Genomic DNA, 21,789 nt, shown 5'->3' with positions numbered 1-21,789 from the left:
TGGAGAGGGGCAGAAGATGTTGAACCATACGTATCGTCACCTGGCTCGGGGGGGGCTGAACTATATCCTGATCTTTCTGTTCCTGATGCTCTGCACCTACCCGATGGTCTATCTGTCCTATCGGTTCTTCGACCCGGCCGCGGCGAATTCAGACTTTTTCAGGTACTATCACATGTACCTTGCGCCCGGTGATTTCACGGCCACCTATGCGCCCTTCATCTACCGGCAGGGCAGTGCGTTCCTGACCCACTGGATGTGGGAGCTCGGCGTCAGCATTCCCTCCTCCACGGCCTTCGAGATGCCGGGCTATGATCGTGATGTCTATCTCGCGGCGATCCTGGTGAACTACCTGTCCATCATTGCCGGTTTCTCCTTCATTTTCCTGGTCCTGATGCGGCATATGCAGGGCGCGCTTGGTCTTCTGGTCGTGGCGGCCAGTTGCCTGGTGCCGCTTGCCAGTCTCCAGGTCATCTGGTTCGGCTATTCCGGGCTGACGGATGGGTTCTCTCTGCTGCTGTTCTGCATCGGACTGTATTTCTATCTGAGCGAGAGATGGGTGCTCCTGGGCCTCCTGATCGCCATCAGCATCGGTCAGCGGGAACTGGTGCCGATCTTTTTCGGGATCCTGTCTGCCATCGACCTGCTGCGCACCCGCAGGATCCGCCCCTACCTGCCCATCCTCGGCTGGAGCATCGTGGCTTTCCTGGCCTATGTCCTGCTGCGCAAGGCCTTCATCCCGGTCGAAGGACATGAAACCCAGTTGTCCGTTTCCGCCTGGGTGCGCAGCCTGATGAACTTCCGCCCCGATGGACGGTTCATCCTGCAAGGCTTCCTGCTTCAGAATGTGGTCTTCCTGTCCCTGGTGCTGGCCGTGGTCACGCTGCGGGCGAAGCCGGGGGCGCGGGCCAGGTTGATCGGACCGTGCCTGCATTTGGCGGGGCTTTTCGGCGCGATCCTGATGATCGGCATCATGGCCAAGATTGGCAGCAACGTCGGGCGCATCGAGATGTATACCCTGCCCCTCGTCGCCGTGGTTCTTGCGCAGTCCATCCTGCCCTGGGTGAAGGCAAGCGGTGATAACGCGACCTAGAGCTGGGCATGTTCTTGCCGGTTTCAAAGGCGCTGTCGCAATATCGGGCGGCGCGCGCCGGGCAGGGGTTGAGCCGTGATCATTCCCTGATAACAGTCAGAAGAAGTTCCTTTTTACGCTTGGGTTTGTATCGACATGGCATTCACCACCATTACCCCCGTCCTTCTTTGCGGTGGCTCCGGCACGCGGCTTTGGCCTCTTTCGCGCAAGAGTTATCCCAAGCAGTTCGTCCCCCTGGTGGGGGAGGAAACGCTGTTCCAGGCCTCGGCGAAACGGCTGTCCGGCGCGGCGGGCGATCTGGGCTTCTCGGCGCCGATGGTGCTGACCAACTCCGATTTCCGCTTCATCGTGACCGAGCAGCTGCAGGGCGCGGGCATCGACCCCGGCGCCATCCTGATCGAACCCGAGGGCCGCAACACCGCCCCCGCCGTGCTGGCCGCGGCCCTGCGCCAGGCCCAGGTGAACCCCGAGGGGATCATGCTGGTGGCGCCCTCCGATCACGTGGTCCCCGACTCGGCCGCCTTCCACGCCGCCGTGGCGCGCGGGATCGACGCGGTGAAGGCCGGCGACCTGGTGACCTTCGGCATTGCGCCGACACACCCCGAGACCGCCTATGGCTACCTCGAACTCTCCGAACCCTCGCAGGGGGCCCCGGTCAAGCTGACTCGCTTCGTCGAGAAGCCGGACGAGGCCCGCGCCGCGGAAATGCTGGCGGCCGGCAACTTCATGTGGAACGCGGGCATCTTCCTGTTCCGCGCCAAGGACATCATCGCCGCCTTCGAGGCCCATGCGCCGGCTCTGATCGAGCCGGTGAAGACCTCCCTGACCAAGGCCAAGACCGACCTGGGCTTCCTGCGCCTGGATCCCGAGGCCTGGTCCGAGGCCGACGACATCTCGATCGACTACGCGGTGATGGAAAAGGCCGACAACCTGTCCGTCGTGCCCTTCGCGGGCGGCTGGTCCGATCTCGGGGGCTGGGACGCGGTCTGGCGCGAGGGCGGCCCGGACGAGAACGGGGTGACGCTCTCGGGCGATGCCACGGCGATCGACTGCACCAACAGCCTGCTGCGGTCGGACAGCGAAAACCTGGAGGTCGTGGGCATCGGTCTGGACAACATCATGGCGGTGGCGATGAACGACGCCGTGCTGGTGGCCGACATGTCCAAGGCCCAGGATGTGAAGAAGGCGGTGGCCGCGCTGAAGCAGAAGGGCGCCAGCCAGGCCACGCATTTCCCCAAGGATCACCGCCCCTGGGGCTGGTTCGAGAGCCTGGTGGTCGGCAACCGTTTCCAGGTGAAGCGGATCCTGGTGCATCCCGGTGCCTCGCTGTCGCTGCAGAGCCACTTCCACCGCTCCGAACACTGGATCGTCGTGGAAGGCACCGCCCGTGTGACCATCGACGACGAGGTGAAGCTGGTGACCGAGAACCAGTCGGTCTACCTGCCGCTTGGCTGTGTCCACCGGATGGAGAACCCGGGCAAGGTGCCGATGGTGCTGATCGAGGTCCAGACCGGCGCCTACGTGGGCGAGGACGACATCGTGCGCTACGAGGATGTCTACGCCCGCAGCTGATCGCACCGAAGGCGCGGCTCAGGGCTGCAGGACAAAGGATATCGGAATGAAGATCGCCGTTGCCGGCATCGGCTACGTGGGACTGTCGAACGCGGTCCTGCTGGCCCAGAACCACGAGGTCGTGGCCCTGGACCTGGAGGCCCGGCGGGTGGCTCAGGTCAATGACCGCAAGAGCCCGATCCAGGACGCCGAGATCGAGGACTACCTGGCCACCAGGCCGCTGCGCCTGACCGCCACCACCGACCCGGAGGTGGCCTACCCGGGCGCCGATTACGTCATCGTCTCGACGCCGACAAATTACGACCCGGTCACCAACCATTTCGACACCCGCAGCGTCGAGGCGGTGATCGGGGACGTGCTGCGGATCAACCCCGCGGCCACGATCATCATCAAGTCCACCATCCCGGTGGGCTATACTGCCGAGGTGAACGCGCGCTTCGGCACCGACACCATCCTGTTCAGCCCGGAATTCCTGCGCGAGGGAAAGGCGCTCTACGACAACCTGCACCCCTCGCGGATCGTGGTGGGCGAGGACAGCGACCGGGCCCGCACCTTCGCCGGGCTGCTGGCCGAGGGCGCGATCAAGCAGGACATCCCGACGATCTTCTGCGGTGCCAGCGAGGCCGAGGCGATCAAGCTCTTCGCCAATACCTACCTCGCGCTGCGGGTGGCCTATTTCAACGAGCTGGACAGCTATGCCATGGCCTTCGGCATGGACACCCGCGCCATCGTCGAGGGCATCGGGCATGATCCGCGCATCGGCAGCCACTACAACAACCCCAGTTTCGGCTACGGCGGCTACTGCCTGCCCAAGGACACCAAGCAGCTCCTGGCGAACTATTCCGAGGTGCCGCAGAACCTGATCCGCGCCATCGTCGAGGCCAATACCACGCGCAAGGATTTCCTCGCCGAACGGATCGTGCGGATGGCCCCAAAGGTGGTGGGCATCCACCGGCTGGTGATGAAGGCCGGCTCCGACAACTTCCGCGAAAGCTCGATCCAGGGGATCATGAAGCGGATCAAGGCCAAGGGGATCGAGGTCATCGTCTACGAACCCGCGCTGGAGGAGGAGACCTTCTTCAATTCCCGGGTGATCCGCGACCTCGATGCCTTCAAGGCCGAGGCCGATGTCATCGTCGCCAACCGCCGCACGGCGGAACTGGCGGATGTGGCCGACAAGGTCTTCACCCGTGATCTCTTCGGTGCGGATTGATGCGCCAGCCTCCCTTCACCCTGAACGGGCGTTTCCTGGTGCAGCCGGTGACCGGTGTGCAGCGGGTGGCGCGCGAGGCGCTGATGGTCTTCGACCGGATGGCGGCCGAGGGGCGCATCGCGCCGCCGCGCCTGCTGTTGCCCGCCACCGGTGAACTGGTGGCCATGCCGGCGCTGACGACGATCCGCCCCGAACGGGTGGGCCGCCGCGGCGGGCACCTGTGGGAACAGCTGGAGCTGCCTGCGGCCTGCGGCCCCGAGCCGTTGCTTTGCCTGGGCAATACCGCGCCGCTGTCGCGGCTGCGGGCCCGGGGCCGGCCGGTCGTGACCATGGTGCACGACCTGTCCTACAAGTACTTTCCCGCCGCCTACGACTGGAAGTTCCGCGCCTTCTACGGCGCGCTGATGCCGCAGATCCTGAAGCGGTCCGAGAAGGTGGTGACGGTCTCCCATGCCGAGGAAACCTCGATGGAGCGGCACTATCCCTTCCTCAAGGGATCGGGGCGGCTGTCCTACCTGCAGAACGGCGGCATCCCCGACCAGGACGCGGCGGCGGCCTTCGCCGGCCCGAACCGGCCGATGGAGGCGCGCGGCTATGGCATCTACGTCGGCTCGCTGACCAGACGGAAGAACGCCGAAGGGGTGCTGAAGGGGGCGGTGGCCTTCCTGCAGGCCTACCCGGAGATGCGGTTCGTGGTCATCGGCTCGACCGGGGCCAGCTTCGGCGGGGTCGAGGTGGAGATCCCGGAGGAGGTGAAGGACCGGCTGGAGTTCCGCGGGCAGATCAACGACGCGGCGCAGATCTACGAGGCCTTCGCCGGGGCGCGCTTCCTGCTCTTCCCCTCCTTCTACGAGGCCTCGCCCCTGCCGCCGATCGAGGCCATGACCTTCGGCTGCCCGGTGGTCTCCTCCTCGATTCCCTCGTTGCGCGAACGCTGCGGGGAGGCGGCGGTCTACTGTCAGGGCGACGATCCTGCGACCATCGCCGCGGCCATCGCGCAACTGATGGAGGACCCGGCCTTCTGGGCGGAGAAATCCGCCGCCAGCCGGGCCCGCGCCGCGACCTTCTCCTGGGAGAAGCAGGCCGAGGGGCTGCTGGCGCTTTGCGATGCGGCGGGAGGTGAGGCATGAGTGCACCGATCCGCCTGCGGCTGATCCACGAGACCAACCCGGCCAAGTATTTCCCCGCGCTTTACGACCTGGCCCGCGAGGGGCGGGTGCAGCTGACCGGGGCGCATCGCTATTCGGTGGTCAAGGAATGGCTGCGCGCCTGGCGCCGCGACCGGACCCCGCCGGGGGTGCGCACGGCCAATGCCTGGCACGACCTGCTGTTCCGCCTGTCCCTGCCCGGGGTGCGCGGCGAGGTGGTGGTGATGGGCTTTGCCCCCTGGGACTGGCGGCTGCTGATCTACCGCGGCCTGGCCCGGCGCAACCGCATCCTCTATCACACCTCCTGGCATGACTGGGGGCTGGAGCGCACCCCGCGCCAGCCGCGCCCCGCCGCCCTGAAACGCTGGCTGCAGGGCCGATGGCTGGCCTTCCTGCGCCACCCCAATGTCACCACCGTGGCGGTGACGCCGGTGGTCGCCGAGGCGGTGCGCGCCGCGGCGGGCGTGGAGGCCCGGGTGATCCCCCATGCGGTGCCGGCCGTCTTCTTCGAGGCCGGGGCGCGGCATGCGCCGCGGCAGGCCCCGGGGTTGCGGCTGCTCTACGTGGGCGAGATCTCGGAGAAGAAGGGGATCGGCACACTGCTGGAGATGATGCCGCAGCTGGCCGGGCAGGGGATCCGCCTGACCGTGGTGGGCAATGGCCCGCTGGCCGGCGCGGTCGAGGCCGCCGCCGCCGATCCGGCGGCGGGCCTCACCTTCCTCGGCCCGGTCATGGATCGGGCAAAACTGGCCGGCATCATGGCCGAGCATGACATTCTGATGCTGCTCAGCCGGAAGACCGAGACCTGGGAAGAGCTTTTCGGTATCGTCGTGGTCGAGGCGCTGGCCGCGGGCCTGGCGGTGATCGCCAGTGATCACGTCGGCCCCCGGGGGATCCTGCACCCCGCCGGGGGGGCAGGGCTCTTTCCCCAGGACGACACCGCAGCCATCGCGAGCGAGCTGGCGGCCCTGGCCACCGATCCCGCCCGGCTGAGCGCGCTGCGTCAGCGCCAGGCCCCGGTGGCCCGGGCCTACGGCATCGCCGAGGTGGCGGCTGATTGGGACGACACCGTCCGCGCAGCATGGAAGGGAATGGACGTTTGAAGATCACGGTGAACATGCTGGCCATGGGGCTTCTGTTCCTGACGGCCCCGATGGGAAAGGCCCTGCTGCCCGGCTTCCCGCTGGGGGATTTCGTGCGCTTCTTCTTTCTGCTTCTGCCACTGACGCTGCTCTACCTGCTGCGCTACCGCTCGGCGATGAGGCTGGTGATCTGGCTCGTCCTGTATTTCCTGGTGGGGCTGGTCTCGATCGTGCTCAATCTGGACAGCCTGCCGGCCAATGTCTCGCCGGTCCGGCACCCGGTCATGCGGCTGATCGTGCACAACATGATCGTCTGGAGCTTCGTTCTGGCGGCCTGGCGCTGCCTGGAGCTGGGGACGGACAAGACCTGGGACATGGTCATCCTGGCCTTCAAGGGTTACCTGGCGGTCACCGTCCTCGGGTGCGTGCTCTATTTCGGGGTGACCAGCCATGTCTTCCCGCGCAGCTTCTACGAACAGTTCAACGTCCTGACCCAGGATGGCTACGGGCTCCTGCGCTTCAACCCGGGGTCCTATCCGAACGAATTCGGCACCATGTCCGCGTTTTTCTGTACCGCAGCCCTGGCGCTGATCATTCGCGGGAACCGGCGCATGTCCCTGCCCCTGCTGGTCGCGATCGCGGGCCTGGGGTTCATGGCCATGGCACTGGCCACCACCCGCGCGGCCTACCTGTCCTTTGCCGTTAGCGTGATCTTTGCCCTGTGGAGCGTGAACGCGGGCAAGACGGTGCGCTATATCGGCATCCTGACGGTGGTGGTCATCGCCGTGGTGATCATCCTGCCGGACGACACCGTGTCGAAATCGCTGAACGTGCTGCAAACCGGGTATCGCTCGGCCGTTGCCGGCTCGGCCTCCGTGGGGGTGCGCTATACCGCCTGGGGCACGGCCTACGAGCAGTTCAGCGAAAGCTCCCTGCTGGGTCTCGGGTTCGAATTCCCAACGGTCTCGGGCCTGCATAACACCTACCTGCAGTTCTTCTTCGGCCTGGGGGTGCTGGGTTTCTCCCTCTGCATCGGGGTGTTCCTGGCCGTCTCCGTGCTGTTCCGTCGGCGTTTCCTGTCGAAGCAGGCGCAGAACTGGATCGACAGCGACCTGCAGACCGTCGCCGTGATCGCGGCGATCAACGCCTGCATGTTCGCCCTGTCGAACCACAACCAGAACCACTTCCTGACCTGGTTCGCGATCTTCCTGTTCTTCGTCACCGGGAGCCTCTGCCCCCGCCGGGCCGTCGAGGGCGTGCGTCGGCGCACGCGCACGACCGCCTCCCCGGACGCGGGCGGGGCCCCCGGGGGCCCCGCCCTGCATCCCGCAGAATAGGCGTTGTCGAGATGAAGACACTTCTCAGTTCCGGTTATGACCTGGCATGGAAGACCTGGATGCGGCTGAGCGATCCGCCGCGGGGGCGCTATCCGATCGTGCATCAGGGGATCCAGAGATCGGGGACGAACTATCTCTGCGCGGTGCTGGAGATCGGGGACTACCGGGTGCTGAACCGGATCGATCCCGGCCGGTCCAATCCGCGGCACAAGCATTTCCGCTGGCAGGATGACAAGACCGGCATCGTCATGGACCGGCGTTATCTCAACCGTCGGCACGTCCAGGGCATCGACGAGGTGAACCGGATCTGCCGCTACCCGGCGGAACAGCGCCATGTCGTGCTCTTCCGGCGGCCGCGGGACTGGATCGACGCGATCTACCGCTGGGGTCTGTCGAACGACTGGTTCGCGGATGAGGCGCAGTTCGTCGAGGGCGGGCTGGCCCGGGCCTATCTGCGGGAATGGCATGGCTATTACGCCAAGTGGGAGGAGATGGCCGACCGCGACCCCGAGCGGGTGCTGATCCTGGATTACCTGGACCTGCGCACCGATCCGGGGGCCGTCCTGGCCCGGGTGGATGCCTTCCAGGGGGTGTCGCGGCCGGAGGGGGCGCAGGCCCGGGAGAGCCTGGCGGGGGGGATCGGCAAGGTGCGCCACTCGAAGCCGATGAGCGAGAAACGTGAGGGGTTGAGCGCCGCCATCATCGACCGGCTGGTTGCCGAAGAGGGGGCGTTCAATTGGGAACGCCATGGCCGTGAGGACTGAACACATGAGAATCCTGGCCTGGCCAGCGCGCCGGAACGCGGACCGCAATCCGTTTCAGAAGCTGCTGTACGATGAGATCGAGAGCGCCGGCGACTGCGAGGTGATGGAGTTCAGCCGCGCGTCCCTGCTGACCTGGCGGGCGCCGGAGATCCTGCACCTGCACTGGCCCGACGTGTTCCTGGCCTCGGGCCGGGGCTGGCGTTTCTGGCCCCGCTACATCTTCCTGCGGCTGCTGTTCCTCCTGGCGGCGTTGCGCGGGACACGGGTGGTCTGGACCGCGCACAACCTCCAGCGTCACGGGCAGAAGAACGAGGCACGGCTGGCCCGGTATTTCTGGCCCTGGTTCCTGTCCCGTGTCGACGGTGTCATCTTCATGACCCGCGCCTCGGCGCAGCAGGCGCTGAAGCAATGGCCGGCCCTGCGCGACACGCCCCATGCCATCATTCCGCATGGTCATTATCTGCCCCTCATCGGCGCGGCCCCGGCCGGGACCCCCGCGCCCCCTGCCGACAGGCCGCCCCTGCTGCTCTTCTTCGGGGCGATCACGCCCTACAAGAACGCCTGGAAGGTCCTGGAAAGCTTCCTGCAACTGCCCGCCGGCCAGGCCCGCCTCCGGATCTGTGGCGAGATGAGCCGCAGCAAGCCGGATCTCCGGCTGCAAGAGCTACTGGAGCAGCTGCCCGACAGTCACCGGGACAGCGTGAGCTACGAGGACCGCTTCCTGTCGGAGGAGGAGCTGCTGGCGGCCCTGCGCGAGGCGGACCTGGTGGTCTTTCCCTATGTGGATGTCCTGAACTCCGGTGCGGCAATCTTTGCGCTATCGTGCCATCGGCCGATCCTGGCCTCAGACAATGCCCTTTTTCGTGAGTTGCAGGAGGCGGTCGGGCAGGACTGGGTGCGGCTGATCGATGGGGGCGCACTGAGCGGGGGGCAGCTGCAGGCGGCGCTGAACGAGGCGCGGGCCTTGCGGGGCAGTGGCGCGCAGCCCGATCTGGCGGCGTTCGACTGGAGCCGGATCGGCGCCGGGACGCTGGCCTTCTACCACCGCCTGGCACGCTGATCTCATCTCGCCTTTTTCTTTTTCTGCCGCCCCTGATCGACCATGTCGCGCAGCATGGCGATCTTGCCCGGATCGACCAGCAGGAGGGCGGAGATGTAGACCGCCGAGAAGACCATGCCCAGCACCAAGGCCTGGGGCAGGGCCCAGGAGAACCAGGGATCGACCAGCGGCCGCGCCAGCACCACGGCGCCGAAGGCCAGGACGCAAAGCAGCGTGGCCTGCAGCAGGGTACGCGCCAGATCCAGGGCCGAGACTCCCAGCTCCCGCCAGCTCATGGCGAAGGAAAGGGGGGCCACCAGCGCCTGGCAGATCACGAAGACCATGGTCATGCTTTCCACCGTGTGCGCCGGCAGCAGCAGCAGCCCGGCCACGGTCAGCACGGTCTTGGTGATGCCCGTCACCAGCACCAGGCTTGGCTTGCCGCGCGCGGTCAGGAAAGCGCCGTTCATGTGTTGCACGCATTGCACCGCGCCAAGCAGTAGCAATGGCGTGGCGATGGACTCGATCCCCAGCCACTTGTCACCGAAGAGAAACAGCATGATTTCGGGTGACAGCACCGCCACCATGACGAAGATCGGGCTCATTACATGCGAGGACAGTGCGATAGTCTTCATGTAGACACCCCCGATCCGGGCGCGGTCATGGGACACCTGCGACAGCACCGAAAGCGACACGTCGTAGAGCGCCCGCTGCAGCAGTTGGAGCATCAGCAGGTAGAGCCGCGATCCGACAGCATAGAGGCCGTAGGCGGCGAGGCCGCTCTGGCTGATGATCAGCACGTCGATCAGCCGGGTGCCGAAAAAATCGTTGAAGCGCTGACCGACAATCGGCAGGCCGAAGCGGGCCATGCGGGTGAAGGCCGGCACGTCGATCCGCGTCGAGGGGAGCCATTGCGGCCGCCGCCACAGCCAGATCGCCGAGGTCACGCTGGCGATGTAGATCTGGATCAGGAAGCTCCAGATGCCGAAGCCGGCGAAGGCCGCCGCCACCGCCGCTATGCCGCCGAGGAAGTGGCAGACCATCTGGCGCAGGGCCAACTCCTTGAACTTCATATGTTTCTTGTAGAAGGCCTCCTGGAACAGCGTCGGCAGGCTGACCAGCACGGTGCCGGCTGCCAGCGAAATATAAAGCGACAGGTCGTTCCCGGTCGTGGCGCTGGTTTCGCTGCCGCGCACCCAGGCCTGCAGCGGCTCGGCGAAGGTGACCACCGCCAGCAGCAGTACCAGCCCGACGGCCAGGGTGGCGAAGAAGGGCAGGTTGGCCTCGTAGTCCTTCAGGTTGCGGCGTTGTATGATCGAGGCGCCGAAGCCGAACTCGGCCACCAGAGGCACGAAGCTGAGCACCAGCGCCGAGGTCTGAGCGATGCCGAATTCCTCGGGCGAGAGCAGCCGCGCTAGGATTATGGAGATGAAAAAGGTCAGGAAGCGCGAGCCCCAGCTCTTGATCAGTGACCAAAACACGCCGCTGCGGGCGAACTTCCACAGCGAGGCGGGGGGCTGTTGCGGGGCGGTGCCGTTCTGTTCGCTCATTGCGCGGCGGCCGCCGCAGGGGAGGTAACGGAGGCCGTTTCGGAATGCCAGTGGAGCGTGTCCTCCAGCGGACGCCGCCCCGAAAGCGGCACCACGGCGCCTGGCGCCGGGTGGCCGACGGCGAGGAAGGTCAGGATCTTGTGCTCGGGCGGGATATCGCCGCGGGCATGGCCCTCGGCATCACGTTCGGGCGGCACCGCCCAGTTCAGGCAACAGCTGGCCAGCCCTTGGGCCTGCAGCCCGTAGAGGAAGGACATCAGGAAGAGGCCACCATCCAGAACCGGCTCGAAGCGTTCGGAGCTGTCGAAAAAGCTGCCCTGGTCGGCGCAGATTACCGCCAGCAGTGGCACCGTGTGGCCGAAGCCGGAATTGCCGTTCTGCAGCTCGAGCATCGCCCGGATACGGGCCGGATCGTCATAAAGATGCACCTTCCAGGGTTGGCGGTTGCAGGCCGAGGGCGCCAGGGCGCCGATCCGCGCCGCCTCGGCCACCATGGCCGGGTCCACCTTGCGGTCGGTGAAATTGCGGGTGCTGCGCCGGGCCAGAGCCAGCTCCTGCAGCATGGGCAGGACCCCTTCGGGCGCGGGCCGGGCGGGCAGGGGGGTGGCATAGGCCGGCTCGGGGGCGGTGTCCTCGAGATAGGCGGTGATGCGGGCGATCAGCTCCAGCCGCTCGGGGTTGTCGTCGGCGATCCCCTCCAGCCGGGCGCGATAAGCGGCCAGGATACCTAGGGCCGACTGGTAGACCGGAGCTGAGCGATCAAAGCCATGAGTCTTCCATTCCTCCATCAGGCGGAAGGTCTCCAGCGCCGCGGTACGGCCGAACCAGGCGCGGGCCTCGGGAGGCAGGCAGAGCCCCTTTTCCAGCTTGTGATGCTGGAAGATCAGTTCCGAGCTGAGTTTCCAGTAGTCGGCCCCCTCTCGGTGCCAGTTGAGATAGCGGATATCGTTCGCCACATCCGCCGCATAGCAGCGGCGGCGCAGGGCGTTGACCTTCCGGCGCCGCTTGCGGGCGCGGGTGGCCGCAAGGGCCTCTGGGCCTCCGGGAATGGAGAAGACGATCTTCTTCAGGACTTTCCGCATGACAGGGACCCCTCTCGCATGGTCGTTCAGCCCGCCAGGCAGCGGCTGAGCTGGGCCGATTGCTTTGCGTTCCAGCGCAGCGCATCCGCATGGGCCGCCGCGCCGATCTGCCGGCGCAGGGTCTCGTCCCCGGCCAAGCGCAGGATTTGCGCCGCGAAGGCTGCGTGATCCTGGTCGCCGACCTCTTCCACGCCAGCGCGGTACTCCGCCGGCAGCCCGCGCAGCCCGGTCTCGGTCGAGACTGTGGCCACCCCTGCCGCCATGGCGTCCAACAGCTTGATATTGATGCCAGTGCCGACCAACATCGGATTGACCGAGAGCGGCGCCAAGGTGAAGGCCTCGCGCAGATCGTCGACCCGGCCCAGCTTGGTGATATTGGGCCCGTCGGGAGCTTCCTTGCAAATCGACCCAACCAGCTTCAGGTCGAAGCCCGGCATCTTTTCGACCACCAAAGGCAGAACATTGGCAACGAACTCGCGGATCGCTTGCCGGTTGGAGGGGTTGTTCGAGGCTAGAAACATCGCCGTTTCCGATGCCGAGAAATCATCGACCGGCGCGTCGATATCCAGGAAGTGGCTGACCACGGCGACCTCTGGATTGTCCTCCGATTTGCCCTCCTGCGCCATCTGCGCGGCAAAACGGGTGGCCTCTTCCTGCTGGATTGCCAAGATCGCATCGGCGCGGCGGAAACCGCGGTTCTCGGCGGAAAGGCGCAACGAGGTCCAGTACCCGATGGTCATGCCCTGTGCCAGATAGGGCTTGTGGCGCTCGCCGAAGGCGTCATGGGTATCCAGGATGCGCCGGGTCGTGGCCGGGAAACAGTCGAAGACCTTCGAGTTGAAGACATATTCGACGATCACCGCATCGGCGTCGCGGCCCAGCTCGGCCAATTGCGCCGCCCAAGGAGCATACCAGGTCTGGTCCAGCGCCGAATAATGCCCCGCCTCGATGCCCAGAAGCCGCAGGGCCTTGCGCCAGCCCAGGCGGGCCTTGCGGCGCACACGGTACCAGAGGTGTCCGAGCGCACCACCATTGGACAGCTGCACGAAGCGCCCGCCGCGCGCAGCGCCGAAGGCGGCCTCATGGGCGGCGGCATCGCCCTGGTCCAGCTCGGCAGGCAGTATGACGAAGGTCAGCTCATGACCCAGTTCCTGCACGGCCCGGGCCAGCTCGCGGATCCGGCTGCGATTGCCTGCGGTGGTGGGGAAGGCCGGGACGGAAGTGACCAGGACGACCTTCATGCCAGGGCCTCCTCACTCAGGTAGGGGGCGTAGTTGGCCTGCGACAGGGCCAGCACCCCGGGCTTGGCGGCGGCCACGGTCGCGGTCAGGGCCGGCAGCTCGGTGACAAAGCTGTTGATGGCGGTGCCGAGCCTGTCCTGCTGATCGAAGACCGCCGGTGGCAGCAGCAGCGTGGAGGGCAGGCCGAAGTGGCGATAGAGCCCCTCGAACTTGTCCTGGTAGGTCAGGCTGAGTACCGGTACCCCCATGCCGAGCGCGGCAATGGCCAAGTGCATGCGACCGGTGACCACCCCATCGAGCTGTCCGGCCATGGCCTTGAGATCGGCAGCGCGGTGCTCGCCCTCGAGGAAGTAGCTCTCGATCCCGCCGGCGGCCTGCAGCTTCTGGTGGATCGGCAGCAGGCAGCGGGCATCGCCATCATCGCCCCGATAGTCATGCGGCAGCATCAGGTAGGCCACTTGCTGCTGTCCGGCGACCCGGATCAGCGCCGCGACGGTGGTGTCGATGATCTGCGCCACCTGCTCGGGCGTGGCCCCCCTGATCAGCATCGGGTGGACATTGATCCCCAGCACCCTGCGGCCCTCGGCGCGGCGCGCCTCGGTCCAGGTCACGGCCTCGGGCTCCAGCCGTCCCGGAGTCAGGGTGAAGGCGCTGTCGGCCACCAGCCGCGCCTTGACATCGGCAAAGGCGCGGATCCGTTCCAGCGAGATCTCGTCGCGCATGTTCAGCTCGACCCTGGGGTCGATCGCCTCGTAGACCGGTTTCAGCTGTGGATCGGGTCGGTCGTTGAAGCTGCAGCCCAGGATCGTCGCCGGAACCCCGTGGCGCACCGCCAGGTCGGCCGCGATCAGGATGCGGGCGGTGACCTTGGAGCTGTAATAGCCGTCCATGATGTCCGCCCCGAGGGCGAAGAACGCCTGATAGGGGGCGCCAGTGAACAGCTTGTCCAGCATCTGCGGCATCTTGCGCGTGCTGGGCAGGATGATCGGGGTGAATCCCTTGGCGCGGACGATCTCGACCGCCCTTGGCGCGCAGAGCATGTCGACCGCCAGATCCGGGGTGACCCGGCGCATCATTTCCACGGTGGCGGTGATCATCGCATCATCGCCAAGCGCGCCGGTGATCGCATCGGTGTCGCTGGGAAGGATCAGGATACGGTTGGAATGGGCCTTGTCGGCAGGGCGCGCGGCTGCCGCCAGCCGGGCCCAGTCCTGCAGGGGCGCCTGCCAAGCCTTCTGCACGCGGGCCTGCTGGATCCCCTGGCTGACCGAGGTCGGAAGCAGCGCCTTAAGAATACGTTTCATATCTCTCTATCTGCCTGTCAAATATGACAAAAAATCATCTCTTCCCCCCTTAAAACGGGGGGCTGGCCCGAGGTTGCCATCCTGCGTTCCCCTGTGCCGAGAACCTCACTTCTTAGGCGGACAAGGCCCTGCGGACATCGCTCCCCCAAGGCTTAGAGCCTCTCCTGACAGGTGTCGAGCCAGAGGGGGGGAAATCGCCGAACACACCCGCTTCGGTCCGGCGGAAGGCTGCCGGTGATCGTAAGTTGGGCAATGGATATGCGCCGCGGGCTCAGACGGCAGAGGAGGCCTGACGCTGACTATCGCCATAGCGCCGTGCGACGCGGCTGCCCAGCTTGATGAAGGGCCGCTCGACCCATTCATAGAGCAACCAGGACACCGGGATCGCCACCACCATGGCCAGCAGGATCAGCCCCCAGGACACGGTCTGGGTCAGCCCGCCGGTCAGCACCGTGTAGCCGCCGACAAAGAGCGCAAAGAGCGGGATATGCACGAGGTATGTGGAATAGGACCACTTGCCGAGCGTCGCCACCACGTCGTTCAGCGCAATCAGGCGGATCAGCGGGGTCAGCACCGGCCCCTCGAGGCGGAACTTGCCCGCTTCGGACAGGGCGATCGGGTAGAACAGCACCCAGACCAGCACCGCCAGCTTGTCGGCGACGAAGATCGAGACCACCGCCATCATCGCCCAGAACACCCCGCGCGAGAACCGCGTCTGTTCGATCAGCATGCGGCTGGCGATGCCGATCAGGAAATGCGGCATGGCCAGCGGCAGGAAGGAGGGATAGCGCCAGTCCAGCACATCCACCTTGCCCAGCCCGTAGGCCAGCACCAGGCAGGCCAGGACCAGCCCGGCGCCGATCTTCCAGCGCGACGAGGCCAGCAGGCCGATGATCACCGGTGCCAGCAGGTAGAACTGCCATTCCAGCGACAGGCTCCAGGCCGGGGCCAGCAGGGTCGAGCTGGAATAGGGGAAGATCGTGTCCGGCAGTACGCCGTGCAGCATGGTCACATGCAGCAGCAGGTGCTCGATGAAATGCTCTTGGGTCAGCGCCTCGCGCTCGAGACGCATATCCGCAGCATAGACCCAGTCGAACTGGGTATAGGTGAGCATGTAGAGCGGCTGGATAAGCAGCGCGAAACCCACGCAGAAGGCGAAGATCGGGAAGACCCGGAACCAGCGTCGGGTGATATAGGGCAGGTAGGATTCGCGCTTGGACAGCAGCAGGTGGCAGATCACGAAACCGCTGACCATGATGAAGACATTCACCGCAGTATCTGCGCCGGTCAGCAGTTTCACCAGGCGATGCAGGATTGGATGGGACACCGTTTCCGGTGTCAGTCCGGCGAGGTGCAGCGCATGGCCGACAACGACCCACCAGGCCATCCAGGCCCGCAGACTCTCGATTGAGGTGAAACGCAGCATGGTCCGAATCCCGATAAAACTTGAAGAAAATGGATGGCGAAAATCCCCGCCCTTCAGGACCTATCCTGTTTCCCACCCCCCCGCAAAAGCAAATGGGCCCGGCCCGCGGAAATGGCGCCGTCCGGCCGGGACCCTGCCGATGCAGCAGGCGGCGCGCACGGTTCCCCAAGAAGGATTTAAGATTTCTCTTACCATTCTCCTGCACGGGCCCGGCTGACAAGGCCGTCGGATCCCGCCGCAATCGCATGGAGCATGACGTGAAAAACCCCTTCAAGAACCGCGTTCCCCCGCTCACCGGACCGGGTCAGGACATCCTGCCGGTCACCCCCGATGATGCCACCGACCTGCCCCAGGTTGCCCTGTCGCTTTACGTGGAAGGGGGGGGCGACCTGGCCTTCATCACCGCCAAGGGCGAAAGCCGGGTGGTCGCGGTCACCGATTTCGCCATCCTGCCGGTCGCCACCCGGCGCGTCCTGGCCACCGGCACCACCGCCAGCGGCATCCATGCCTTCCTGGTGATCTGATGCTGGGCACGACATGCACCTTTGCCGGGCTGGCCGCCCGGCGCGGCGGGCCGTATCCGCTGGCCCGCTTCGAGTTCACCGGCACCAGCCTGCCGGGCGGTGTCACGCTGACCCGCACCAGTCCGGCGCTGCGGGTGAATGCCGCCGGGCAGCATGAAAGCCTGGCCGCCGACATCGCCCGCTTCGACCACGACCCGCTGACCCTGGCGACACGGGGCCTGCTGATCGAGCCCGCCGCCACCAACCTGCTGCTGCACGCCGCAGATTTCTCGGAGGCCGCCTGGACCCGCAGCGCGGCTTCTCTCTCGGGCGGCAGCGTCACCGGCCCCGAGGGCACCAGCCTGCCCGGCTGGAGCCTGGGCGATGGTTATTTCTACCAGGATTTCGCCACCACGAACGGGGCGCAATATACCACCTCGATCTGGATCCGGGCCAACAAGACCGCCACCATCGGGCTGCGCAACCTCTCCAACAGCTTCGCTTCGAACGTCTCGATCATCCTCGGGACCAGCTGGCAGCGCTTCGAGGTCACCGGCCTGGCCGATGCCACCTCCAGCCGCTTCCTGCTGGACAACCGCGCCGAATACGGCTTCGGCACAACTGGGCTGGAGGTGTACCTCTGGGCCGCCCAGGTCGAGGCGGGCGCCACGGCGACCAGCCCGGTCCTCAGCGCCGCCAGCCAGGCCAGCCGGGCCGCCGATCAGCCCGGGATCTCGGGCTGGAGCGGCAGCTACGACATCCGCCTGACTTATGATGATCTCTCGCGGGAGGATCTCGGCGGGCAGAGCCTCTCGACAGGCTGGTGGCCGACCCAGAGCCGACCGCATCTGCGCAGCCTGGCGATTCACCTGGCCGGAACCCTGGTTTGACCTGCCGGCCCCGAAGGCGCTTCCGGCGCCTCTACCGATGCGACGGGGCGGCCGAAGATTCCCTCCAGGTAGGGCCCGCCGCCACGGCGGGAGCGGCCCCCCCGAGCATCGCAAGGGTCCCGAGCCCGACAAAGGTCCTACGTTTCATTTTCCCTCCGTAAAGTCTCTTATCACCGGGCCCAGACCCGGCCCTAGGGGCAGAGCGCAGCCCCTAGCGGAGCTGCGCAGCAACGCATTCGGCCAGTTCCCGGCGGAACCGGTCGACCCCGAAGCCGAGCGCATTGCGCCGGCAGGTTTCAGGATTGAAGGCGTCCAGGTTTTCTTCCATCCGGTCCACGGCCTCCAACAGGCTGGGAATGGTCTGGTCACGGAACCAGACCCCGGTTGGATCATCCTGGGACAGGTCTCGCACGGTTTCGGCCGTTCCACCATGGCCCAAGGCGATCACCGGGGTGCCGCAGGCCTGGGCCTCGACCGGGACGATACCGAAATCCTCGCGCGCGGCGAAGACGAAACCGCGCGCCCTCTGCATGTGGTCGCGCATCACGTCGAAGGGCGCATGCCCCAGCAGGGTCACGTTGGGCCCGGCCGCGGCGCGGACCCTGTCCATCTCGGGCCCGTCGCCCGAGACCACCAGCCGCAGGTCCGGCCTCTGGCTGAAGGCCTCCACGATCATCGGGATCCGCTTGTAGGGCACCATGCGGGACGCGGTGAAATAGAACTCCTCGCGCGGCTTCGTCCCGATGTCGAAGGCAGAGGTGTCGACGGGCGGATAGATCACCTGTGCTTCGCGGCGCCAGGTCTTCCAGATCCGCCGGGCGATGAACCGGGAATTGGCCACGTAGGTATCGACCTGGTTCACCGTGCGCATGTCCCACTTGCGGAAGCGATGCATCATCTCGCGCGCCGCGCGGCGCTTCAGCGCGCCGCCCAGGCCGCCCAGTTCCCCGATATATTCATGTGTCAGGTCCCAGGCGTAGCGGGCCGGGCTGTGGACATAGGCCACGTGCTTCTGATCGGGGGAGGTGATCACCCCCTTGGCCAGCGCCGCCGAGGAGCTGAGCACGACGTCATGGCCGGTGACGTCGAATTCCTCGATCGCCCGGGTGCATTGCAGCAGCAGGTAGCGGTAGTAGCGGCGCACCCCGGGCAGCCGGTTCAGGCGGCTGACGCTCAGCGGGGCACTGCCCACCACCTGGGCGCGCTCTTCCGGAGTCAGGAAATCGAAAAGAGTATAGACATGGGCCTGGGGAAACAGGCGTACCATTTCCTTCAGGACACCTTCCCCCCCGCCGACGGTCGGCAGCCAGTCATGCACGATGCCGATGTCGAGCGTATCGAGCTCGGAAAAAGTCTCTATTTTCAAAATAGCCCCGGACGTGAATGTGACCCGGCCTGGGGGCCGGGGGAAAAACATCTCCAGTTGATCCGTGAACGTCCGAAGGGTCAAGCAGCAGCCCGGAGGGCGGGTGCAGAGCGGCATCTGCCCGCCGGCGGGTGCGGCCATTTTGGGCGCGCCGGGAACAACTTGCGGAAGAAGCCCACGGTTTTGGCGAAAAGCCGCAGATGGGTGAGGAAGTGCTGTGCCCCGGCGCCAATCCCTCATAAGTTCTAGTCGGTGGCATACGCCGCTGGTAACGTTGCGCCATGCCCTCGTGTCCCCGGGGGCAGGGCATATTTGTGAAAAGCAGATTTCCGGTATGAATCAGTCTCTCTCTCGACATTTCCAATCTTCCTCCGAACCCGGCGGCCGTCAGTCCGGCGGTCAGGGTCAGGCCTCCGAAGAGGAAGTCATCGACCTGGGCGCTATTCTGGGGACCCTTTGGCGCGGGAAATGGATCATCGCGATCTGCATGGTGGTGGCGATCATGATGGGCGGCTACTACGCCTACAAGGTGGCCGTGCCCGAATATACCGCCAGCGCGGATGTCATGCTGAACCCCCGCAAGGAACAGGTGGTCAACCTGGCCAGCGTCGTCGACAACCTGTCGACGGACAGCAAGGTGATGAACTCCGAGATCCTGGTGATGCGCAGCCGGCAGCTTCTGGGGCAGGTCGTGGACCGGCTGGATCTGACCAGCGATCCGGAATTCAACGGGTCGCTGCGCCCCCCGTCATCCATGGATCGCCTGAAAACCCGGATCCGCAACCTGATGAACCCGCCGACGGAAGCGGAAATTGCGCAGCGCACGACGATCTCGGACAGTGAGCGCCAGGCACGGATCCGCAATGCGGCGATCAATGTGCTGAACCGCAAGCTGTCCATCAGCATTCTGGGGGGCAGCCTTGTCTTCCGTATCACCGCCACCACCGAAGAGCCGGCGAAGTCAGCGCTGATCGCCGATACCCTGGTCGATGTCTATATCGCCGACCAGCTGGGCGTGAAATTCGATGCCACGGAACAGGCCACCACCTGGCTCAGCGAAAGGGTCGCGGAGCTGCTGAGCGATCTGGAAAGCGCATCGGAGGAAGTGAAAGCCTTCAGCACCCAGACCGATCTGATCAGTCAGGAAACCCTCGACAACATGGGGCGTCAACTGAAGGACCTGCGGGACCGGATCGCGTCCACCCTGGCCACGCAGGAAGAAAACGCCGCGAAACTGACCGCGCTTTCCGAAGCGCAGACCCCGCAACAGAAGGCCGAGATCCTGGACGATCCGCAGTTGGACCGGATGCTGAGCAGCGCCAGCGCCACCGCCGTCGCCCAGGCCGAGCAGCGGATCACCCTGCTGACCAACCGGCTGGAACAGGATCGGAGCCGTGCCGAGAGCCAGCTCACCGCGCTGCAGGCTTCGGAAGAGCAGCTGAGCGAGCAGATCGAAAGCCAGAGCCGCGACCTGTTCACCCTGCAGCAGCTGCAGCGCGAGGCCGATGCCAGCCGCCTGCTCTATGAGCATTTCCTGTCGCGCCTGAAGGAACTCTCGGTGCAGGAAGGCATCCAGCAGGCGGACAGCCGGCTGCTGTCGGAGGCCGTGGTCAGCTTCTCGCCTTCGGCCCCGAACAAGCAGATGATCCTGGCCTTCAGCGGCTTCCTCGGGGCCGTTGTCGGGGTCGCCGTGATCCTGTTCATGGAATTGCGCCAGAACACCTTCCGCACGGCCCAGGCCCTGGAAGCCCAGACCGGGCGCCCCGTGGTGGGCCAGATTCCGCTGCTGCCCGTGAAACGGCGCGGGGACACGATCGGCTATCTGAAATCGCGCCCGACCTCGGCCGCCGCCGAGGCGGTGCGGAACCTGCGGACCTCGGTCCTGCTGTCCAACGTCGACCAGCCGCCGCAGGTGATTCTGAACTCCTCGGCCGTGCCGGGGGAGGGCAAGACCACCGTCTCGATCTCCCTGGCCCAGAACATGGCGGGCATGGGCCGCAAGGTCCTGTTGATCGAGGGCGATATCCGTCGCCGCGTGTTCGGCCAGTATTTGAAGACCGAGCAGGAGCACGGGTTGATCTCGGTCCTGTCGGGCGAGACCACCCTGGCCGAAACCGTGATCCACGACGAACGCCTGGATGCCGACGTGCTGATCGGCGAGAACAGCTCGGTCAACGCCGCCGACCTCTTCTCCTCGCAGAGCTTCGGCCGGATGATCGAGGAAGCCCGCCAGCACTATGACCAGATCATCATCGACACGCCGCCCGTTCTGGTCGTGCCCGATGCCCGGGTCATCGCCCAGCATGTCGATGCCATCCTCTTCGTCGTGCACTGGGACCGCACCGAGCGGGGCCAGGTCGAGGCCGCGCTGGACCTGTTCGAAAGCGTCAACCACCCGGTCAACGGCCTGGTTCTGAACAAGATCAGCCCGGCCGGGATGCGGCGCTACGGCTACGGCCACAAGTATGGCTACGGCTATGGCTATGGCTATGGTGGCAAGTACTACGTGAACTGAGGCCGCCCGCGGGCACGGACCCCTGCGCACGCCCCTTTCGGGGGGCGTGTCCGCCGGTCCTGCGCGCGCTGCCCGAGTGACTTCTTAAGCAAAGCCTCCGACCTTTCCGCACATCCGCGCCACCTGTCCCCGGCAGTGGCGCCTGTTGCGAAAAGGATCAGCCTATGGCCATCATCTATCCGCCAAGCGCAGCGGAGACCAAGTACTACCCCTCCTACAGACTGCTTGACGGCCAGTTCGGCCTGGCCTTCGGGTCGCTCCAGGATCTGCTGGGCAGCCAGCTGCCGGCCTTTGGCGCGGGCTCGGTCTGGGAGGCCGAAGGCGTACAGTTCATCGAGCGCGACCTGACCTCGGTGGACTACCATGTCATCACCGCCCAGGGGGTCCGCCTGCGTCTGCAGCCGGGGCCGGACGGGCAGATCCCGATCACCGCCCTGGGAGCCCTGCCGACGCCGGTCGCCGATCTGGGCACGGCCTCGGCCTTCAACATCCGCGAGACCCTAGCCCAGGCGATCGAGATCGCCCGCGAGCTGGGGGGTGTCGCCTATATCCCGGCCGGAGACTGGCAGCTGTCGGGGGCGACCTTGCGGACCACGGCCGGTGATGTGCGGATCCGGTGTTCCGATGCGGCGACGATCCACACCCTGCCCGCCGAATTCTCGACCCG

General features: G+C 65.9%; 18 protein-coding genes. 12 read left to right on the top strand and 6 right to left on the bottom strand.

Annotation, left to right across the window (positions count from 1 at the left end; genetic code table 11):
* Nucleotides 1–16: 16 nt before the first annotated feature.
* The 8 genes from LC066_RS20680 (at nucleotide 17) to LC066_RS20645 (ending at nucleotide 9,266) form a co-directional block, all read left to right on the top strand.
* Nucleotides 17–1,090 carry a hypothetical protein gene (locus LC066_RS20680; RefSeq protein ID WP_224903244.1) on the top strand — a complete coding sequence of 358 codons (1,074 nt, stop codon included), beginning with the start codon at nucleotides 17–19 and terminating at the stop codon, nucleotides 1,088–1,090.
* Between the two features lie 135 nt (nucleotides 1,091–1,225).
* On the top strand, nucleotides 1,226–2,662 hold the full coding sequence (locus LC066_RS20675; RefSeq protein ID WP_224903241.1) for a mannose-1-phosphate guanylyltransferase/mannose-6-phosphate isomerase: 1,437 nt from the start codon (nucleotides 1,226–1,228) through the stop codon (nucleotides 2,660–2,662).
* Between the two features lie 46 nt (nucleotides 2,663–2,708).
* The gene (locus tag LC066_RS20670) at nucleotides 2,709–3,875 is read left to right on the top strand and encodes a nucleotide sugar dehydrogenase (RefSeq protein ID WP_224903238.1); all 1,167 of its coding nucleotides are present in this window, start codon (nucleotides 2,709–2,711) and stop codon (nucleotides 3,873–3,875) included.
* Entirely contained in the window at nucleotides 3,875–5,005 is a 1,131-nt protein-coding gene (locus LC066_RS20665) for a glycosyltransferase family 4 protein (protein WP_224903228.1), read from the top strand. Before LC066_RS20670 ends, LC066_RS20665 begins: the two co-directional genes overlap by 1 nt.
* A complete protein-coding gene (locus tag LC066_RS20660; RefSeq protein WP_224903225.1) occupies nucleotides 5,002–6,126 on the top strand; it encodes a glycosyltransferase family 4 protein in 1,125 nt (374 codons plus the stop codon). Before LC066_RS20665 ends, LC066_RS20660 begins: the two co-directional genes overlap by 4 nt.
* Nucleotides 6,123–7,442, top strand: coding sequence for an O-antigen ligase family protein (locus tag LC066_RS20655; protein ID WP_224903222.1), 1,320 nt, complete (start codon nucleotides 6,123–6,125; stop codon nucleotides 7,440–7,442). Before LC066_RS20660 ends, LC066_RS20655 begins: the two co-directional genes overlap by 4 nt.
* An 11-nt stretch (nucleotides 7,443–7,453) precedes the next feature.
* Nucleotides 7,454–8,206: a hypothetical protein gene (locus tag LC066_RS20650; RefSeq protein ID WP_224903219.1), complete on the top strand. Its 753-nt coding sequence runs from the start codon at nucleotides 7,454–7,456 to the stop codon at nucleotides 8,204–8,206.
* 4 nt (nucleotides 8,207–8,210) lie between these two features.
* On the top strand, nucleotides 8,211–9,266 hold the full coding sequence (locus tag LC066_RS20645; protein WP_224903215.1) for a glycosyltransferase: 1,056 nt from the start codon (nucleotides 8,211–8,213) through the stop codon (nucleotides 9,264–9,266).
* Nucleotides 9,267–9,268: 2 nt separating this feature from the next.
* Here LC066_RS20645 and LC066_RS20640 read toward each other — a convergent pair whose 3' ends face one another.
* The 5 genes from LC066_RS20640 to LC066_RS20620 all read right to left on the bottom strand — a co-directional run bounded on the left by LC066_RS20640 (nucleotide 9,269) and on the right by LC066_RS20620 (nucleotide 15,848).
* Nucleotides 9,269–10,795, bottom strand: coding sequence for an oligosaccharide flippase family protein (locus LC066_RS20640; protein WP_224903212.1), 1,527 nt, complete (start codon nucleotides 10,793–10,795; stop codon nucleotides 9,269–9,271).
* Entirely contained in the window at nucleotides 10,792–11,877 is a 1,086-nt protein-coding gene (locus LC066_RS20635; RefSeq protein WP_224903211.1) for a nitroreductase family protein, read from the bottom strand. Before LC066_RS20635 ends, LC066_RS20640 begins: the two co-directional genes overlap by 4 nt.
* A gap of 26 nt (nucleotides 11,878–11,903) precedes the next feature.
* Nucleotides 11,904–13,118, bottom strand: a complete 1,215-nt coding sequence (locus tag LC066_RS20630) for a glycosyltransferase family 4 protein (protein WP_224903208.1) — start codon at nucleotides 13,116–13,118, stop codon at nucleotides 11,904–11,906.
* Nucleotides 13,115–14,422: a polysaccharide pyruvyl transferase family protein gene (locus LC066_RS20625; protein WP_224903205.1), complete on the bottom strand. Its 1,308-nt coding sequence runs from the start codon at nucleotides 14,420–14,422 to the stop codon at nucleotides 13,115–13,117. Before LC066_RS20625 ends, LC066_RS20630 begins: the two co-directional genes overlap by 4 nt.
* Nucleotides 14,423–14,693: 271 nt before the next feature.
* Nucleotides 14,694–15,848 (bottom strand): acyltransferase family protein, encoded by a 1,155-nt coding sequence (locus tag LC066_RS20620; protein WP_224903202.1) that lies wholly within the window; start codon nucleotides 15,846–15,848, stop codon nucleotides 14,694–14,696.
* A 257-nt stretch (nucleotides 15,849–16,105) separates the two neighbouring features.
* Here LC066_RS20620 and LC066_RS20615 point away from each other — a divergent pair, with 257 nt between their 5' ends.
* Together LC066_RS20615 and LC066_RS20610 are read left to right on the top strand one after the other, a co-directional pair.
* Nucleotides 16,106–16,372: a hypothetical protein gene (locus tag LC066_RS20615; RefSeq protein ID WP_224903200.1), complete on the top strand. Its 267-nt coding sequence runs from the start codon at nucleotides 16,106–16,108 to the stop codon at nucleotides 16,370–16,372.
* Nucleotides 16,372–17,241, top strand: coding sequence for a hypothetical protein (locus tag LC066_RS20610; RefSeq protein WP_224903196.1), 870 nt, complete (start codon nucleotides 16,372–16,374; stop codon nucleotides 17,239–17,241). The genes LC066_RS20615 and LC066_RS20610 overlap by 1 nt, the downstream gene beginning before the upstream one ends.
* Before the next feature lie 211 nt (nucleotides 17,242–17,452).
* Here the strand turns inward: LC066_RS20610 and LC066_RS20605 are convergent, their stop codons facing one another.
* Nucleotides 17,453–18,607 carry a glycosyltransferase gene (locus LC066_RS20605; protein WP_224903194.1) on the bottom strand — a complete coding sequence of 385 codons (1,155 nt, stop codon included), beginning with the start codon at nucleotides 18,605–18,607 and terminating at the stop codon, nucleotides 17,453–17,455.
* Between the two features lie 334 nt (nucleotides 18,608–18,941).
* Between LC066_RS20605 and LC066_RS20600 the strand changes: the two genes are divergently transcribed.
* Nucleotides 18,942–21,122 carry a polysaccharide biosynthesis tyrosine autokinase gene (locus LC066_RS20600; RefSeq protein ID WP_224903191.1) on the top strand — a complete coding sequence of 727 codons (2,181 nt, stop codon included), beginning with the start codon at nucleotides 18,942–18,944 and terminating at the stop codon, nucleotides 21,120–21,122.
* A gap of 164 nt (nucleotides 21,123–21,286) precedes the next feature.
* Nucleotides 21,287–21,789: hypothetical protein (locus tag LC066_RS20595; protein WP_224903188.1), on the top strand; the 503-nt coding region annotated here is incomplete at its 3' end.

Source organism: Pseudooceanicola marinus (assembly GCF_020177265.1).
Lineage (GTDB): Bacteria > Pseudomonadota > Alphaproteobacteria > Rhodobacterales > Rhodobacteraceae > Pseudooceanicola > Pseudooceanicola marinus_A.
This window is presented reverse-complemented; position numbering and strand designations above follow the sequence as displayed.

Coding starts and splice junctions, on each gene's coding strand:
- LC066_RS20680 (WP_224903244.1), top strand. CDS start 17: ATGTTGAACCATACGTATCGTCACCTGGCTCGGGGGGGGCTGAACTAT.
- LC066_RS20675 (WP_224903241.1), top strand. CDS start 1,226: ATGGCATTCACCACCATTACCCCCGTCCTTCTTTGCGGTGGCTCCGGC.
- LC066_RS20670 (WP_224903238.1), top strand. CDS start 2,709: ATGAAGATCGCCGTTGCCGGCATCGGCTACGTGGGACTGTCGAACGCG.
- LC066_RS20665 (WP_224903228.1), top strand. CDS start 3,875: ATGCGCCAGCCTCCCTTCACCCTGAACGGGCGTTTCCTGGTGCAGCCG.
- LC066_RS20660 (WP_224903225.1), top strand. CDS start 5,002: ATGAGTGCACCGATCCGCCTGCGGCTGATCCACGAGACCAACCCGGCC.
- LC066_RS20650 (WP_224903219.1), top strand. CDS start 7,454: ATGAAGACACTTCTCAGTTCCGGTTATGACCTGGCATGGAAGACCTGG.
- LC066_RS20645 (WP_224903215.1), top strand. CDS start 8,211: ATGAGAATCCTGGCCTGGCCAGCGCGCCGGAACGCGGACCGCAATCCG.
- LC066_RS20640 (WP_224903212.1), bottom strand. CDS start 10,795: ATGAGCGAACAGAACGGCACCGCCCCGCAACAGCCCCCCGCCTCGCTG.
- LC066_RS20635 (WP_224903211.1), bottom strand. CDS start 11,877: ATGCGGAAAGTCCTGAAGAAGATCGTCTTCTCCATTCCCGGAGGCCCA.
- LC066_RS20630 (WP_224903208.1), bottom strand. CDS start 13,118: ATGAAGGTCGTCCTGGTCACTTCCGTCCCGGCCTTCCCCACCACCGCA.
- LC066_RS20625 (WP_224903205.1), bottom strand. CDS start 14,422: ATGAAACGTATTCTTAAGGCGCTGCTTCCGACCTCGGTCAGCCAGGGG.
- LC066_RS20620 (WP_224903202.1), bottom strand. CDS start 15,848: ATGCTGCGTTTCACCTCAATCGAGAGTCTGCGGGCCTGGATGGCCTGG.
- LC066_RS20610 (WP_224903196.1), top strand. CDS start 16,372: ATGCTGGGCACGACATGCACCTTTGCCGGGCTGGCCGCCCGGCGCGGC.
- LC066_RS20600 (WP_224903191.1), top strand. CDS start 18,942: ATGAATCAGTCTCTCTCTCGACATTTCCAATCTTCCTCCGAACCCGGC.